Raw genomic sequence first — 15,179 nt, 5'->3', positions numbered from 1 at the left:
TGAAGTTATTTGGTGTTATAGACCGATGAATTGCACAGGCTATTTCCCAGGAAATCTATATTCCGACAATTTCTTTTAACTCCGTAAGTTTTGTACGTGATAATGGTACTTCCGATTTGTTTGTACCTTGAAGGGATAAGCTGTAACTGTTGCGAGTCCAAGTAATTATTTCCCTTACTTTTTGTAAATTGACGATATAGGATCGGTGACAACGGAAAAAACCGAAATGGTGCAAACGCTTCTCAAGTTCACTCAGAGTTAGCGTGCAAGGATACCCTTCTCCAGCAACATAAACAAACACTTCCCCTTCCACACTTTCGATATAGTCGATTTCAGGCGGATTAAATAATATGATTTTTTCATTTTTCTTTGTAGGGATTTTTTCGATTTTAAGCTGAACAGGTTCTGTTGATGCTTGTTCAGTTTGCTCTTCTTTCACATCAAGTGTATGTAGCCCTTCCAGATCAAGCCTGAAAATGTCACCTTCTAAATGGATTAAGTGCTCTAAGTTATTTGAAAGTATTATCATTTTCTTTCCCGATTGCTGTAGTTTTGAGATTAAATGCAAGATGACTTTACGCTCGGCTTGCTGTAAGTTTTGGAAAGGTTCGTTCAAAACAATTACATCATTTTGCTGTATGTATACTTTTAAAAAAACAAGTAAACGGCGTTCGCTTAAAGTTAATTTATCTGCCCGCACTTTTTTCAGTTGTTCTAATCCAAATTCCCGGATTAGTGACTCTACAGAATCATCTCTATTATGTAAATTCAAATAAAAGCGAAAAGTTTCTTCTACTGTAAGTCGCTCATAATGTCCAGTATCTTGCTGATGAACATAGATTCCTGTTGTTGTTGATAATTGTTTTATTATGTAATTTATTTTTGTCACATCTGTATATATATTGATTGACGGTGATTGTGCTTGTACTTCAAATGCAGGTAAAAGTATATCGCCAAATTCCGTTATAGATTCAAACATTATTTTCATATTATTGCACCCCTTCACATCGCATTTTGACAACTAATATAATTATACAATTATTTTCCTTTTGTTCTTCTGTAAATTTACAAAAAAAGAAAAGCTATCACTCGGATTCCTCCAAGCAATAGCTTCTCTAAATTACCTTATAAAATTTCCGCTAAACGTTTAATACCCTCTTCAATAATTTCAGGTGTTGCATTTGTATAGTTTAGACGCAGTGTGTTTACTGATTCTCTATCCGTATAAAATGGATTTCCCGGCACAAATGCCACTTTTTTCTCCATCGCTTCCGAAAACTTATCAAGGGCATTTACTCCTTCTGGGAGAGTTACCCATACAAACATCCCGCCTTCAGGTCTCGTATATTTTACATATGACGGGAAATATTTTTCCATTGCAGCCAGCATCGCATCGGCTTGTGTTTTATATAGCGCTATAATTTTTTCAACATGCGCATTATACTCATTAGTCGTTAAATACTGATGCAAAATGTATTGTGCGAAAATGTTTGTATGTAAATCCGTTGCCTGCTTCGCTGTTTCGACATGATTTAGAAGTTCATGGTTTTTCGTCAAAATATAACCTAGGCGCATACCCGGTGTAACCGTTTTTGAAAACGAACCTAGTACGACACTGTTTGTCATCTTCCCAGCTGCGATATATGGCAAGTGTTCCCCAGTAAAACGAAGCTCTCCGTATGGATCATCCTCGATAAAAATGACATCTTGATCTTTTACCGCTTCAAATACTTCTTCACGGCGCTCTTTCGTATACGTTAACCCAGTAGGATTTTGGAAATTCGGAACTGTGTAGACCATTTTCACATTCGGCTGTTTTAGCGCATCCTTCAACTGTTCTACATTCAGTCCTTCTGTTTCCAATGTGACACCGTGGAAACTTGGTTCACGTAATGTAAATGCCTGGATCGCTCCTAAATAACCGGGCTCCTCAATAACAACCCCGTCCCCTTTGTTCAGCAGAACTTTAGAAATAAGCTCCAATGCCTGCTGGGATCCTGTCGTAATAAGTACATCATCTGCTGTATAATTTAAATTCGATTGCTTATTATTATATTTGTCTGCAATATACTGACGTAGCGACAAATAGCCTTGTGTTGGAGAATATTGAAATACCTTTGCACCATTTACATCAATCGCATCATTTACCGACTGCTTTAACTCATCAATTGGAAATGAGATTGGATTTGGCAAGCCTCCCGCAAATGAAATGACGTCGTATGCATCCGTTACCTTTAAAATATTTCGGATGAATGATGACGGTGTTTTTAAAATACTATCAGAATATTGCATAGTGAACTCTCTTCCTTTTTGTAATTTTCAAAATTTTATCACTTTTTAACCAAATAAACAATAAGCATGTACCATTTAAGAAGATACATGCTTATTGCTAGTAAGTTAATGACATGAAGCTGTCATTCTGATCAAATTACCCTGACAGAACTTATACCAATTTCCGCTTTCTTCCTACTAATAAATAGTAAAGCGGAATACAGATAAGAATTAGCGGAATCATCGATACGAAGATTGTACGGTATGTTGTGTAAGGTTCAATCATCCCTAAAATAAATGGCCCTACACCTAATCCTAAATCATATAAAATGAAGTATGTGGATGTTGCTAAGCCAAATCGATGCGGCTCCGTTACTTTAACTGCAATCGTTTGGGCAATAGAATTGAAGTTCCCGTAGCCAAAGCCAATAAGAACAGCTGCAAGTAACAGCATCCAGCCTTCTGAAGCCTGACTAAACAGCATCATTCCAATCGCGAAAACGGCTAGACATGGATAAATAATAATATTTGGACCACGCACATCCATCAATTTCCCGGTAAATGGGCGGGAAATAACGACAACCCCCGCATAGGCTAAGAAAAAGTAGCTTGCCGCTTCAACTAAATTAATTTCTCCTGCATAAAACGTAATGAACGTCATAACTCCCGAGTATGCAAAGCCAATTAATAAGGCAATAAATGAAATCGGAAGCGCTTTTGGTTCAATGAATTTTTCCAGGAATGAAAGCTTCTCTGTCTGATTCCCTTTTTGTTTATTAGGTTGTGGTAAAGAAATTTTAACAAAGAAATATGCGACTAATAATATAAGTGAAAGGGCAGTGTTCATATAGAAAATGACATCAAAGCCATTTTCAAGCTTCAGCATAAACATACCGACAAACGGTCCAATTGCTGTCGCTAAAATTGCACTTAAACTAAAGTATCCAATCCCTTCCCCTCTACGTGATGCCGGTAAAATCATAGCAACAATCGTACCTGTCGCTGTTCCGACCGTCCCGACAGCAATCCCTTGCAATAAGCGGACGATCAATAAATAAACAACGCCCCATTCCATTAAATAAAGTGTTGTAGATACGAAAAATACGATAAGACCAATTAAAAGCATCTTTTGCGGTCCGATATTGCTGATGAGACGCCCTGCCCCTATCCGACCAATCAATGACCCGATAATAAAAATACTTGAAACAAGTCCTGCAATACTTGTAGAAACTTGGTACTTGTCTACTGCATAACTTGAAATGGTCACCATTAGTAGGAAGAATATTAAGATCGCTATAAAGTTAATGATCGATACAATGATAAAATCCTTCGTCCAAATTGGTTCTTTTACTTCCCTCATTCTAGCCCTTCTTTCAATATTTTCTCCATATCAGACAGCACTTTTTCGAAAAGCTCCTGTTGTTCGTCTGACAGGTTATTTAATAGCTGATTTTGTAGAAATTTAATTTCCGGGGAAATATTTTCATACAATCTTTCTCCTTTTTCCGTCAAACTTATATATTTTTCCCGTCTGTCATTTCCTTGTTTCATTTGAATAAGCTCTCGTTTCGTCAATGTCTTAACATTTGCAGAAACAGTCGGCTTTTCAACATCCCAATATTTCGCGATCTGACTCATTGTCACCAGCTCTTCATTCGCCAAATATTGCATCAAAGACCAGTTGGCATTGGATAGTTCATGCACTGCCAGTATATTAGTAAGACGCTGCGTATATCGTTTATGAAAACGGTGCAATTGTAAAAAGAAAGTCATAATTAGATTACCTCCCTATTTTTTCTAAAATGGTTAGTTAACCTAACTAATTAAATAAAAATCTGCTTCATTTGTCAATCTTTTTTACTAAACACAGTTGAATTTGATATGAAGTAGAGAGCTAAATAGGTTTGGAAGCTGATAAATTAGGTTATGCACTTACTCGTTATTTGGGAAATCATATAAAAAATTACCTGTAGCTCCTCTTACTTTAAATTAAAAAACACGCTTTATAGCCTTTAAGACTACAAGCGTGTTAATCCATTCTAAAAGAATATTAACAATAAAATACCAACTAAAAAGCAGTAATACGTGAAGTAATGCAGCTTTCCGTTTTTCATAATACCCATGAACCAGCGCATGGCGAAATACGTCATAAACAATGTCGCAAGGAATGTGACTGTATAAGGAAGGGCTAAATCCATTTTGTTTGGCTCATCAAGGAAGTCTGTAAGCCCTAAAACAACACCGCCTAAACTTACCGGGATATACAGCATGAATGAAAAACGCAGTGCCGTCTCCTGTTTCATTCCGACAGCGATTGCCGAAATAATTGTCGCACCCGATCGACTTATCCCCGGTGTTAATGCAACTGCCTGCCCAAAACCTACTAATAAGGCATCCTTTGCTGATAAATCCCCATCACGTTTCGTTCCGCGTAAATTACGGATTAACCATAAGGCAATCCCAGTCACAAACAGCATAATCGCGATTGTCGTCATGCTCACATTATCTGCAATAACATCGCTCAACAGAACACCTAAAACACCTGCTGGAATCGAGCCGATAATGACGTAAAGCGCAAAATTAAAGTCTTTCCGGTATCGCGCATTACGTGTCTTAATAAACAATAAAAATCCTGTAATTAACCGAATAATATCTTCCCGGTAAATAAACATAATCGCAATCAATGATGCAGTATTCGTTAGGATCGCGAATGTAAAGCCCTGTTCGCCCATTCCTAAAATTTCACTTACAATCATGACATGCCCACTTGATGACACCGGAATCGGTTCAGTTAAACCTTGAACAATACCAATAATAAAATGCTTTAACACTAAAATTAAATCAAAATTCTCCATTTATATCTCCTAAAAAAGTAGTCCTCTTCTGTTAGACGTAAAGAGGCGCCTAAATGTTCACTTCTTTACGATAATAGTGTTCTCCGATGTGTGCAAGAGCTTTTGGCAATGTTCCGTCCGTTACTAAAAATAATTGACGTGTGGCACGTGAAGCAATTGTATACAGTAAATACGCATCCATCTCTTCCCTGTATACATGGGCATAGGCGTCTGCTACAAGAACTGTCGTAAACTCAAAGCCTTTCGCCATATAGCCCGGCATGATGAGCAGCCCCTTCATATATACTTTCTGTTCTTCTGTAACGAGCTGAAGCTGTGGAAGAAGCGGTTTTAATTCATTGTATAATTGTTCACATGCCAGCTTATTTTTGCATAAAATGACGAAGCTTTCTTCTTCTTTATAATGCGAACCGACAAGCTGCGCAATTGTTTCGCGCACTGCATTAGTTTCGATAATTTGTGGCTTATCCCCTGATACACCAAGTGACTCGGTTGTCGTGTTGTTTAAAATCGCGCTCATAAAATCGGTAATTTCATTTGTTGAACGATAAGATTTATTTAACTCGACTGCTTTGAAGTGCTTGGACAATGGACCTGCAAGCGAGTCCTTCATTTGAGGATGCACAACCTGGTTTTTATCCCCCAGCAATGTGTAATGCGCTTTTGGATGCATTGCTTTAATCGTCAGCAGCTGCAAGTACGAATAGTCCTGGATTTCATCAATGACAATATGTTTAATCGTATTATCTGTATACAAGCCTTTTACAACAGCTTGCATATACATGATTGGTGCCAAATCTTCGTAATATAATATGCGTTGTTTCAGCGTTTCAGTCGTTGCAGCCTGAATCATTTGTGTTTTTAAATTATCATTTTGATATGTTATCGAATGAAGATACATTTTATTTAAATTTACAAACCCTAGCTGATGAATCGCGCTTTCAAGTTTGCCGTACCTTTTTTGCAACTTTTCATTTGCCTGCTGTTCAATTTCCTTATCTGTCCCGATATACGTATTGACTGACTTTAATTCCTTCATCAATTCTTTTCGGTCTTTTGTTTTTTCCTGTTCTATTTTTTCGTGCAATACTGTACGGATTTTTTTCAACCGAAAATCAATATCCAATGCGCCGAACTTGTCATAAAACAGGTCCGTCAGTTTTTTGCCGGAAACGAACAGCTCTCCTTCAACTTTTAAATTATAAAACGGCATGCCGCTCTTCTTTAGACTTTCAATATACTTCAGCAGCTGCTTTACATATGCATGCGAGCCTTTAAATGCATAGTGCTCGCGTTCTTCCTTGCTCGCCTTTTGAAGACGTTCAATATTTTCGTAGCTTGTTTCTGCTTTATAATAAGATAACTTTAAATCGCGCAACAAACGGTAATACGTCGTATGCTGAACATTATCTTCACCTAGCTCCGGCAATACGTTCGAAATGTAGTCATTGAACAAATCTGATGGTGAAATAAGCAGAATACTGCGTGCATTCATTGTTTGGCGGTATTCATACAGTAAGTAAGCTATTCGCTGCATCGCAACAGACGTTTTCCCGCTGCCAGGCGGTCCGAGTACGATTAAATTATCTTTATTCGATGAACGAATGACGATGTTCTGGTCACTTTGGATCGTTGCGACAATCGATTTCATCTTTTCTTTTGCCGTATCCGACAGCAGGCTTTGCAGCACTTCATCGCCTACATAAATATCCGCGTCCAGTACTTGCAGCAGCTCATCGTACTTTACTTTATACTGACGGCGGCCTTGAATTGTAACCGGAATATATTCTCCGTCCGGAATTTGATAGCGTGCCTTCCCGACTTTATTTTCATAAAAAAGGCTTGATATCGGTGCACGCCAGTCATAAATCAGCACATCATCGGTTTTTGGTTCGCGAAATGTCGATAAGCCAATATATAAATGTTCCCGCTCGCCTTCTTCATTTTCAATTGAAATACGCCCGAAATACGGACTTTTATATAAAATTTGCATTTTGCTTAATTGTTCACTGGCATTTAGATACTCCCGTTCGCGCAATTGCATCGTTTGCAGCATTTGCGAAAACTGGATGGCACTTTCGCCTGAAACATCGTTAAACTCCGAAGATGCTTGTGAGCGTTCCTCAACAATGTCGCCTTTTTGCTTTTTTAAATGATTGGACTGAATCTTTATTTGTTGTTTTAGAAGAGCACTAATTTCCTTTAAGTGTGTCTCTTCCTGTTGCCATATCGTTTGTTCCACTATTGGTTCGCCTCCAAATGCTCCGGAAGTAAAATCTTCTCTTTACATAAATATTCATGGTACTTCAAAATGACGTTAGATTCAATTGAAACTATTTTACGTTATCTCGCCATTACAAAATTTAACAATCCCATTATAGCATCTTCCTAACTTTAAATTATGGTGATTAAAGAAATATATTATACGCGAGTTTATATTCATGAATTTTTTGAGGGGTATTGAGGCGTTTGCCGAAGAAATAAAAAAGAAGCCTTCCATCTATTAATGGAGGCTCCTAATGGTTATTGCATATCAACTGCTTGTTTTGATAATGTTTTTGTCATTTCACAATATTGAACGAATACACGTGCAAGTTCGCGCAGACGGTTGTGCACATCTTCATCGATAATTTTGTTCTCTTTATCAAAGTGATCCGCATGTGTGTATACATAGTTTGGTGTAACTAGGCAGCGGAAGTAATCAAGAATCGGACGCAATTGGTTTTCCAGTACTAAATGATGCTGGTATGTTCCGCCATTGCCGATAATAGCTGCCGGCTTGTAACGTAACGCTTTTGGTGGAATCATATCAAAGGCATTTTTCAGTACACCCGGGATCGATGCCTGGAAAATCGGCGATGCGAAAATGTAAGCATCTGCTTCTTCAAATTGTTGAATCATTTTTTTCATATCATCATTTAGCGGACTTCCGTCTAAAATTTGATGCTGTAATTTTGAGAAGTATAAAATCTCTAATTCTAGCGAAGGGTTGAAAGCTTGAATATATTGTTGAACCTGTTCCAAAAGAACGCCGGTTTTACGACCAAAAATGGTTCCATCGACAAGTAATATTTTCATAAATGTTCCTCCATGTAAATCATTGTACTCATATTGTATCAGAATAACATTGCTTTTTAATAGGTAGTTGCTTAGTAAAGTTCAATTTCAGTCTTTCGTCTTACATTGTTATATCGGGAAATGAATTGAATGATTTTCTAAACTGTATGGTCAGGATTGTTCCCTCACTATTTCCCCTGCTCATCAATTTTCCGACGTCCCTCTTCGTCCTCTATATTTACCGGCGGCAATGTGTCCTCTTTGTATTTATCCCAGTTAAAGGTCACTTCTTCATCTGCTACAGCTTCTTCCTTTTCGATCATGGGAATTTCCATTTCCAGCAGCTCATCGGATAAGTAAATCGCCACTTTTTGCTCTTTTCCGTGAAGTGCGATTACTTTCATTGCCAATGCAATTTGTGTTGCTGGTATGGAATACAGCTTTTTCAGCGGTCCGATTAAAATCGGGTTAAGTACCTTTAATACTTTATCGCCAATCGTTTCTCCTAGACGGAATTCTTGGCGATCCCCTGTAATGAGGGATGGACGTACGATTGATAGTCGAGGGAAATCCATTTTAATGAGTTCTGCCTCCAATTTCCCCTTTACCTGACTATAATAAGCAAGTGCCTTTTCATTTGCTCCCATTGCAGAAATAACAATAAAATGGCCGACCCCACGATTTTTTGCAATAGCTGCAATCGTTAGCGGATATTCAAAATCGACCTTTTCAAACTGCTGCTTTGATCCCGCTTTTTTCATCGTCGTTCCTAAACAGCAAAATACCTCATGAGCAAATTCAATATCCTTGTCGGCAATCTGATCAAATTCACACAGCTTTACAACTAATTTCGGGTGCGTAAAATCAAGGGGTCTTCTCGAAATGACGTTGACTGCAGCATACTCCTCACTCTCGCATAATAACTTCACAAGCGAAGAACCGACCAATCCTGTTGCACCTACGACCAACGCTGAGCGCATCGTTTTCATATGTTTCCTCTTTTCTTTATTTTGATGTATGTATATGTAGAAAACTCTCTCATTCATAATTTCGGCAATTCCACCATATTTTATAGAGATAGTGGAAAGGATGGGATTTACGTGCAAAAAAGAAAAATTATATGGATTATCGAGCATTGTGAGATTAAAGGAACTTATCCTTTTGAGCGTGCAGTAACATTGGCAAATCTGTTGCAGGATGAAGAGGTCGTTCTCTTTGTGAAAACTGCAAACGAACAGCTTCTTGATAAATTGGCCCAAACAGGCTTAAATATTGTAATGTTTGAACGTTTTATTGAACTCAAAAAGAAAATTCGTGAATTGGAGCCTCATTTAATCATCCATGAAGGCAAAGATACCCAAGTTGAACAAATTGAAATGATTAAACCGTTTTGCCCGACGATTGTTCATTTTGATGATTTTGGCATGGGTGCACAGCTTAGCGACTGTCATATCGTTTCGTTGTTTGGGGAATCCCATGAAGAGCCGCATACACACGAACTTGCCGGCAGCTATGCGTTTGCTGTTCCTCCAAATTTAGAAAAAGTCGCACATCAAATCCTTGAAAAACCCGATAGCTCAATTAAAGATTCACTTCCGCATATTGTTGTCGCATTTGAAGATGGGGATAGCAACAACCTGACTTACCGTACTTTACGCCACTTAACTCAACTGCAAATCCCATTAAAAATTTCAGTTGCGATTGATGATGACTATCATCATGACATCGATAGTTTAAAAATGATGGCGTTAAGCCGGAAAAATACCGTTATCGTTCAAAAACCTGATGCCCTGCTCGAGTTGATGCCGCAAGCAGATTTGATTATTTGCAACGCCAACTATACGCCATATAAAGTGGCGGCTGCCGGAATTCCTTGTATTACAACGGCACAACAGGATAATGAACTCAATTATGCATTTACACGCGAAATGAACGGCTTTATCCATATTGGGTTGGGCCGGAAAATGAAGCAGTCCATTATTCAGAATGCCGTGATGGAACTCTTGCTGCATGAACAGCGACGTGAACGTGCTGTCCGCAAGCAGCGCAGTCTTGAAATTTTGACAAATAATGATATTCTGAAAAACCTGCTGCTCGATTTAGCTTATGCCCGTCATAATATGGCACATATTTAACTTAAAAAATTAGGCTTTCCCCATCACATAAATGTATGCATTATGTTACAATATGAAAAGATTAATTTCCGAATATAAAGGAGTAATTAACGATGCAAACTAAAGACCAGCTTCAGCAGAAAATCGCCGAATTAAAGAATGATTACATCAATCTTCAAGGCGATATGGAAAAGCTAGAATCACTTGGCCATGCAGACTCAGTAAAACAAGCGCTCGCACGCCTTGAAAATATGGAAGCACGGCTAGCAGAACTAAACAAACAGCTCGCAGCACTTTAATGTTGCGGGTTTTTTAATGGGTAAATTTTTTATAAAGAAGAAGCCAGTTGATTGGATTGTAGGCGGCGACTCCTGGGGGAATAGCGAAATTTATTTTGCGACGAAAGCGAAGCGGCAGGAGCACTGACGCCTGAGACTACAGGGGAACAAAAGCTAAGAACGCCACGTCCTGTGGCAACGCTTTTGTGACCGACTTCATGTCGGACTCACGCCCCTGAAAAGCGGCCGCCGAAACGGAAATCAACGTTATTAGTAGGAAACACTAAAACACTCGGAGGATTATATATGGCAATATTAACTGTTGAAAATTTAGGTCATTCATTTGGTGACCGTACGTTATTTAAAGAGGTTTCGTTCCGTCTTGTTGAAGGCGATCATATTGGACTTGTTGGTGCAAACGGTGTTGGGAAATCGACATTGATGAGCATTATTACTGGACAAACAATTCACGATGAAGGAAAAGTCGAGTGGTTGCCTGGCACGCATTACGGTTATTTAGATCAGCATACTGTTTTAACTGCTGGTCGTTCTATGCGTGATGCATTACGTGATGCGTTTGCACCTTTATATAAGAAGGAAGAGCGTTTAAATGAAATTTCAGTGGAGTTAGGCGAGCCTGATGCAGATTACGACAGCCTATTGGAAGAAATGGCTGAAATTCAGGATGCACTGGATGCTGGTGATTTCTATAGCCTGGACATGAAAATCGATGAGATCGCCCGTGGTTTAGGGTTGGATGCGATTGGTCTGGAGCGCGATGTTGCCGCATTATCTGGTGGTCAGCGTACAAAAGTTTTACTAGCTAAGCTTTTACTTGAAAAGCCGAAAGTATTATTACTGGACGAGCCTACGAACTATCTTGATGAAGAACATGTTACTTGGCTGAAAAACTACTTGAAAAACTACCCGTATGCATTCCTTTTAATTTCGCATGATACGGAATTTATGAACAATGTTGTTGATGTAATTTTACATTTAGAGTTTACGAAAATGACACGATATACTGCGACATATGAGAAATTTATCGAGCTTGCGGAAATCAATAAGCGCCAGCATATCGATGCATATGAAAAACAGCAGGAATTTATTAAGCAGCAGGAAGATTTCATTGCCCGCAACAAAGCACGCTACTCAACAAGCGGCCGTGCCAAATCACGTGCGAAGCAGCTAGATCGTATGGAGCGTATTGATCGCCCGGAAACTGCTGTAAAACCGGAGTTTAGCTTTAAAGAAGCGCGTACACCTGGTCGTTACGTAGTGGAAGCGGAAAACTTAGTAATTGGGTATGATAAAGAAAAACCACTATTACCGCCACTTACATTCCAAATCGAACGCGGTGAAAAAATTGCATTAGTCGGCATGAACGGTGTCGGGAAATCGACTTTACTGAAAACAATGTTAGGTAAAGTTCAGCCGTTGGACGGTAAAGTAATTTTAGGCGACTATTTGGAGCCTTCATACTTCGAACAAGAAGTAAAAGCAGATAAAATCACACCGATTGATGATGTTTGGAATGCGTTCCCTTCTATGGAACAAGCGCAAGTTCGTGCAGCATTAGCACGTGCCGGTCTGAAAACGGACCATATTACTCGCCCACTGAATTCACTTTCTGGTGGTGAGCAGGCAAAAGTACGTCTTTGCAAGCTGATGATGGATCAAACAAACTGGCTGATTTTTGACGAACCTACAAACCACTTGGACGTTGATGCAAAAGAAGAGCTTAAACGCGCCATGAAAGAATTCAAAGGTACAATCGTTCTTGTATCGCATGAGCCTGAGTTCTACGATGGCCTAGCGACGAAAGTGTGGAACGTGCAAGACTGGTTCACGACTCGTGAAACGAAAGAATTAAACGAATTTAAATAGTTTTTTAATGAAGCAGTGCACTCTTTTTCTGGAGTGCGCTGTTTTTTTGTTACGGGGAGAATCAGAAGAATTGTGGCAAATATTTGAAAATAAAGCATAGTTTTTAGGATTTTTTAACCAATACATTAATGCTTTGCAAGGATTTTTTAGTATAGCTGACGAATGTATTATATGTTCGAGCATTCATAAAAAATTTCCATACTTATTGGAACAAATACTTTTTTATTGGGGAATCGCAGTCCAATATTTTCTGTATTCCAGAAAAACTTTTTAGTTGTAGGTTCTATATGGAATATTTCATGAATATATTAAAAAGTCGCGGTCTTTTAGAGCACTCCACTCCCACTACATATTAGAATAATTTCCTGTTCAAAACTAACCGCGCCCAGCAGTCCCCTCTCTCTTCTAGTTTCTACTTTACAAAACTGTAATATTAAATTAGAAACTTTTTATAGTTTTATACGTATAATTTATTAGAAGAATGGGTAAACAGTTAAAGGGAAACATATAATAAACTTATTGCATTACAAATAGCTTACTGGTAAGATATTATTATAAGTAAATGTCTTACAACTAAGCTATCACCAAATTATTCATTATGGGAAAGCGAGGAAATTAATTATGACAGTAACAATCTATACACAATCGAGCTGTTCCTCATCACGAAAAGCATTGAAATGGCTAAACGAAAATAATATTACTTATACTGAAAAAAGAACAACATCTCAATCTTTGACTTTAGCAGAGTTTAAACATATTTTAAGTATGACAGAAGATGGTACGGACGAAATTATTGCGACAAACTCGAATGATTTCAAAAACCTGGACATTGATATTGACCAGTTATCCATTCAAGAACTGTACAACTTAATACAGCAGCATCCTCGTATGTTGCGCAGCCCTATTTTACTTGATGAAAAACGCATTCAAATCGGCTATAACGAAATGGATATTCGTCGTTTCATCCCTCGTAAAGTGCGTGCATTTGAATTAAATGCCCTTCAAAAATTAGCCGTAGAATAGTGATAACATTTGGAGTTGACACTGATGAATGAGCATAAACGCGAGCAGTTAACCGAACTTTTTGAAAAGATGACATCGTTGGAACGCAAAATTGCTAATCAATGGAACAGTCAAAATCAGTTAGGCTTCTCGAAATCACATATTTTAATTTTGGCATACTTGCATACAGATGGTCCAAAGCGCCCTTCTGCCATTGCAGAAAAGTTGAAAGTGACAACAGGTGGCGTGACGGTTTTGACGACGAAGCTCATTAAAGCGGGGCTCATTGAAAAAACACAAAATGAAACGGATCGCCGCGCTTCGCAAATTCATATAACCGAAGCAGGAATCGAAGTGCTCGAACGCTCTCGTCAGCAAGTAGACAATCTTTTCGAAAACCTGTTCGGCATGTTAACTGAAGATGAAATTAAAACTTTAACGGCAATCTTTGATAAATGTACGAAGTTCTAAAACACATGAGCAGCATATGCTCATGTGTTTTTTTGTTGGCTTCAGCTATTCGTGTTTTGCTTTATTCGCCACTTTTGTGTGTTAATCGCCGTTTCTTCTTTCATATTCGCCACAAATGCCACTATATTCTCCACTTTCAAAGAAATAATAGCCACTTTTAAATTATAATCTCCACTTTTACATAAATTAGCCATTCCTAAACGACAAAAAAGCTACGGCAACTTTCTGCCATAGCTTTCGTCCTATATTTTACTAAGCCAATACTGCTTCTGCGACACCATTGTCGGATAGTAAGATTTCTTTTAAGCGTGCTTTTGCGCGGAACAGACGCGATTTCACAGTACCGATTGATACTTTCATCAGCTCGGAGATTTCGGCTAATGAGAATTGATCCACATAGAAATACCATAATGTTTTTTGGTAAATGCTATCAAGCTGGCCCATTTTCTCTTGCACGATTTTTGTGATTTCTGTTTTTTCCACAAGTTCTTCTGTCGTAAAATCATTGTTGGGAACCAAATCTAAAATCGGTACGTCTAATTGTTCAGGTTGATTCATCATGTATTTACTGCGACGTACATTTTTGCGATAGCGGTCGCGGAATGTATTCATCGTAATTGTCGTAAGCCATGCTTTTACATGGTCTACTTTTGATACTGATTCTTCATAGCGTACAACTTTTACCCAAACTTCCTGCATTAAATCTTCTGCTTCGTTTTGATTGCGTGTAAGCTTTAAGCAAAGATGGTAAATGTAGCGGTTGTATTCATCATAAATAGTCGTTAATAATTCGTTCATTTGAAAGTCCTCCGATAGATTTTATATGAAGTGCACCTTGGCATAATTACATCGTATGTCTATGTTAAATTTACTTATGACCTTATTGTGCCAAATTAAACTATTACACTCTATCGGATTGGCTTTCAATTACCTTACAATGCTGTAAGATTAGTTGTAATCATTTGAACGAAATAAATGTTTCTGCATTATACATTCTATTTGAAAGTAAACGCCTCTTCATATAGTATGGTTGATTTTCATTCCAGGTCGGACGCTTTCCAGGGGCCCGAGGCCAACAGGATGTTGGTCACAAATGCGTTGCCACAGGACGTGGCGTTCTTAGCTTTTGTTCCTAGCGCTCTCACTCGGGCTAGTCCCCTAGGAAGCTTGCTTGTGACTGTCGCTGCGCTTTCGTCACAGAGAAAAACATGTAGCGAAAGGCGCCAGCCGTCAGTTAGTGTTTT

General features: G+C 38.4%; 14 protein-coding genes. 5 read left to right on the top strand and 9 right to left on the bottom strand.

Features of this window, described 5'->3' with window-relative positions:
* Positions 1–55: 55 nt before the first annotated feature.
* The 8 genes from AC0VXV_RS02390 to AC0VXV_RS02355 all read right to left on the bottom strand — a co-directional run bounded on the left by AC0VXV_RS02390 (position 56) and on the right by AC0VXV_RS02355 (position 9,172).
* Entirely contained in the window at positions 56–988 is a 933-nt protein-coding gene (locus tag AC0VXV_RS02390) for a LytTR family transcriptional regulator DNA-binding domain-containing protein (RefSeq protein ID WP_475530182.1), read from the bottom strand.
* Between the two features lie 137 nt (positions 989–1,125).
* Positions 1,126–2,292 carry an aminotransferase-like domain-containing protein gene (locus AC0VXV_RS02385; protein WP_475530181.1) on the bottom strand — a complete coding sequence of 389 codons (1,167 nt, stop codon included), beginning with the start codon at positions 2,290–2,292 and terminating at the stop codon, positions 1,126–1,128.
* A 151-nt stretch (positions 2,293–2,443) separates the two neighbouring features.
* The gene (locus AC0VXV_RS02380) at positions 2,444–3,631 is read right to left on the bottom strand and encodes an MFS transporter (RefSeq protein WP_475530180.1); all 1,188 of its coding nucleotides are present in this window, start codon (positions 3,629–3,631) and stop codon (positions 2,444–2,446) included.
* Positions 3,628–4,044 carry a MarR family winged helix-turn-helix transcriptional regulator gene (locus tag AC0VXV_RS02375; protein WP_475530179.1) on the bottom strand — a complete coding sequence of 139 codons (417 nt, stop codon included), beginning with the start codon at positions 4,042–4,044 and terminating at the stop codon, positions 3,628–3,630. The genes AC0VXV_RS02380 and AC0VXV_RS02375 overlap by 4 nt, the downstream gene beginning before the upstream one ends.
* A gap of 266 nt (positions 4,045–4,310) precedes the next feature.
* Positions 4,311–5,126 carry an undecaprenyl-diphosphate phosphatase gene (locus AC0VXV_RS02370; RefSeq protein WP_475530178.1) on the bottom strand — a complete coding sequence of 272 codons (816 nt, stop codon included), beginning with the start codon at positions 5,124–5,126 and terminating at the stop codon, positions 4,311–4,313.
* Positions 5,127–5,175: 49 nt separating this feature from the next.
* Positions 5,176–7,368 carry an RNA polymerase recycling motor HelD gene (gene helD, locus AC0VXV_RS02365; RefSeq protein WP_475530177.1) on the bottom strand — a complete coding sequence of 731 codons (2,193 nt, stop codon included), beginning with the start codon at positions 7,366–7,368 and terminating at the stop codon, positions 5,176–5,178.
* 281 nt (positions 7,369–7,649) lie between these two features.
* A complete protein-coding gene (locus tag AC0VXV_RS02360) occupies positions 7,650–8,204 on the bottom strand; it encodes an NADPH-dependent FMN reductase (protein ID WP_475530176.1) in 555 nt (184 codons plus the stop codon).
* 167 nt (positions 8,205–8,371) lie between these two features.
* Positions 8,372–9,172: an NAD(P)H-binding protein gene (locus AC0VXV_RS02355; protein WP_475530175.1), complete on the bottom strand. Its 801-nt coding sequence runs from the start codon at positions 9,170–9,172 to the stop codon at positions 8,372–8,374.
* Between the two features lie 111 nt (positions 9,173–9,283).
* Here AC0VXV_RS02355 and AC0VXV_RS02350 point away from each other — a divergent pair, with 111 nt between their 5' ends.
* The 5 genes from AC0VXV_RS02350 to AC0VXV_RS02330 all read left to right on the top strand — a co-directional run bounded on the left by AC0VXV_RS02350 (position 9,284) and on the right by AC0VXV_RS02330 (position 13,935).
* Positions 9,284–10,318: a PseG/SpsG family protein gene (locus AC0VXV_RS02350; protein WP_475530174.1), complete on the top strand. Its 1,035-nt coding sequence runs from the start codon at positions 9,284–9,286 to the stop codon at positions 10,316–10,318.
* 92 nt (positions 10,319–10,410) lie between these two features.
* The gene (locus AC0VXV_RS02345) at positions 10,411–10,596 is read left to right on the top strand and encodes an SE1832 family protein (RefSeq protein WP_475530173.1); all 186 of its coding nucleotides are present in this window, start codon (positions 10,411–10,413) and stop codon (positions 10,594–10,596) included.
* Positions 10,597–10,881: 285 nt separating this feature from the next.
* Positions 10,882–12,462 (top strand): ABC-F family ATP-binding cassette domain-containing protein, encoded by a 1,581-nt coding sequence (locus AC0VXV_RS02340; protein WP_475530172.1) that lies wholly within the window; start codon positions 10,882–10,884, stop codon positions 12,460–12,462.
* 621 nt (positions 12,463–13,083) lie between these two features.
* A complete protein-coding gene (spxA, locus tag AC0VXV_RS02335; RefSeq protein WP_008404676.1) occupies positions 13,084–13,485 on the top strand; it encodes a transcriptional regulator SpxA in 402 nt (133 codons plus the stop codon).
* Positions 13,486–13,509: 24 nt separating this feature from the next.
* Entirely contained in the window at positions 13,510–13,935 is a 426-nt protein-coding gene (locus AC0VXV_RS02330; protein ID WP_475530171.1) for a MarR family winged helix-turn-helix transcriptional regulator, read from the top strand.
* A 252-nt stretch (positions 13,936–14,187) separates the two neighbouring features.
* Here the strand turns inward: AC0VXV_RS02330 and AC0VXV_RS02325 are convergent, their stop codons facing one another.
* Positions 14,188–14,733 carry an RNA polymerase sigma factor gene (locus AC0VXV_RS02325; RefSeq protein WP_251689971.1) on the bottom strand — a complete coding sequence of 182 codons (546 nt, stop codon included), beginning with the start codon at positions 14,731–14,733 and terminating at the stop codon, positions 14,188–14,190.
* Between the last annotated feature and the right edge of the window lie 446 nt (positions 14,734–15,179).

The sequence above is a fragment of the Solibacillus sp. iso_87 genome (genome assembly GCF_056173085.1).
The sequence above is the reverse complement of the archived record's forward strand: the minus strand, read 5'-3'. Positions and strand labels throughout refer to the sequence as shown.

Excerpts from the sequence above, each read along its gene's own strand:
- AC0VXV_RS02390 (WP_475530182.1), bottom strand. The coding sequence starts at position 988 with ATGAAAATAATGTTTGAATCTATAACGGAATTTGGCGATATACTTTTA.
- AC0VXV_RS02360 (WP_475530176.1), bottom strand. The coding sequence starts at position 8,204 with ATGAAAATATTACTTGTCGATGGAACCATTTTTGGTCGTAAAACCGGC.
- AC0VXV_RS02375 (WP_475530179.1), bottom strand. The coding sequence starts at position 4,044 with ATGACTTTCTTTTTACAATTGCACCGTTTTCATAAACGATATACGCAG.
- AC0VXV_RS02370 (WP_475530178.1), bottom strand. The coding sequence starts at position 5,126 with ATGGAGAATTTTGATTTAATTTTAGTGTTAAAGCATTTTATTATTGGT.
- AC0VXV_RS02385 (WP_475530181.1), bottom strand. The coding sequence starts at position 2,292 with ATGCAATATTCTGATAGTATTTTAAAAACACCGTCATCATTCATCCGA.
- spxA (WP_008404676.1), top strand. The coding sequence starts at position 13,084 with ATGACAGTAACAATCTATACACAATCGAGCTGTTCCTCATCACGAAAA.
- AC0VXV_RS02340 (WP_475530172.1), top strand. The coding sequence starts at position 10,882 with ATGGCAATATTAACTGTTGAAAATTTAGGTCATTCATTTGGTGACCGT.
- AC0VXV_RS02355 (WP_475530175.1), bottom strand. The coding sequence starts at position 9,172 with ATGAAAACGATGCGCTCAGCGTTGGTCGTAGGTGCAACAGGATTGGTC.
- AC0VXV_RS02345 (WP_475530173.1), top strand. The coding sequence starts at position 10,411 with ATGCAAACTAAAGACCAGCTTCAGCAGAAAATCGCCGAATTAAAGAAT.
- AC0VXV_RS02325 (WP_251689971.1), bottom strand. The coding sequence starts at position 14,733 with ATGAACGAATTATTAACGACTATTTATGATGAATACAACCGCTACATT.
- AC0VXV_RS02330 (WP_475530171.1), top strand. The coding sequence starts at position 13,510 with ATGAATGAGCATAAACGCGAGCAGTTAACCGAACTTTTTGAAAAGATG.
- AC0VXV_RS02380 (WP_475530180.1), bottom strand. The coding sequence starts at position 3,631 with ATGAGGGAAGTAAAAGAACCAATTTGGACGAAGGATTTTATCATTGTA.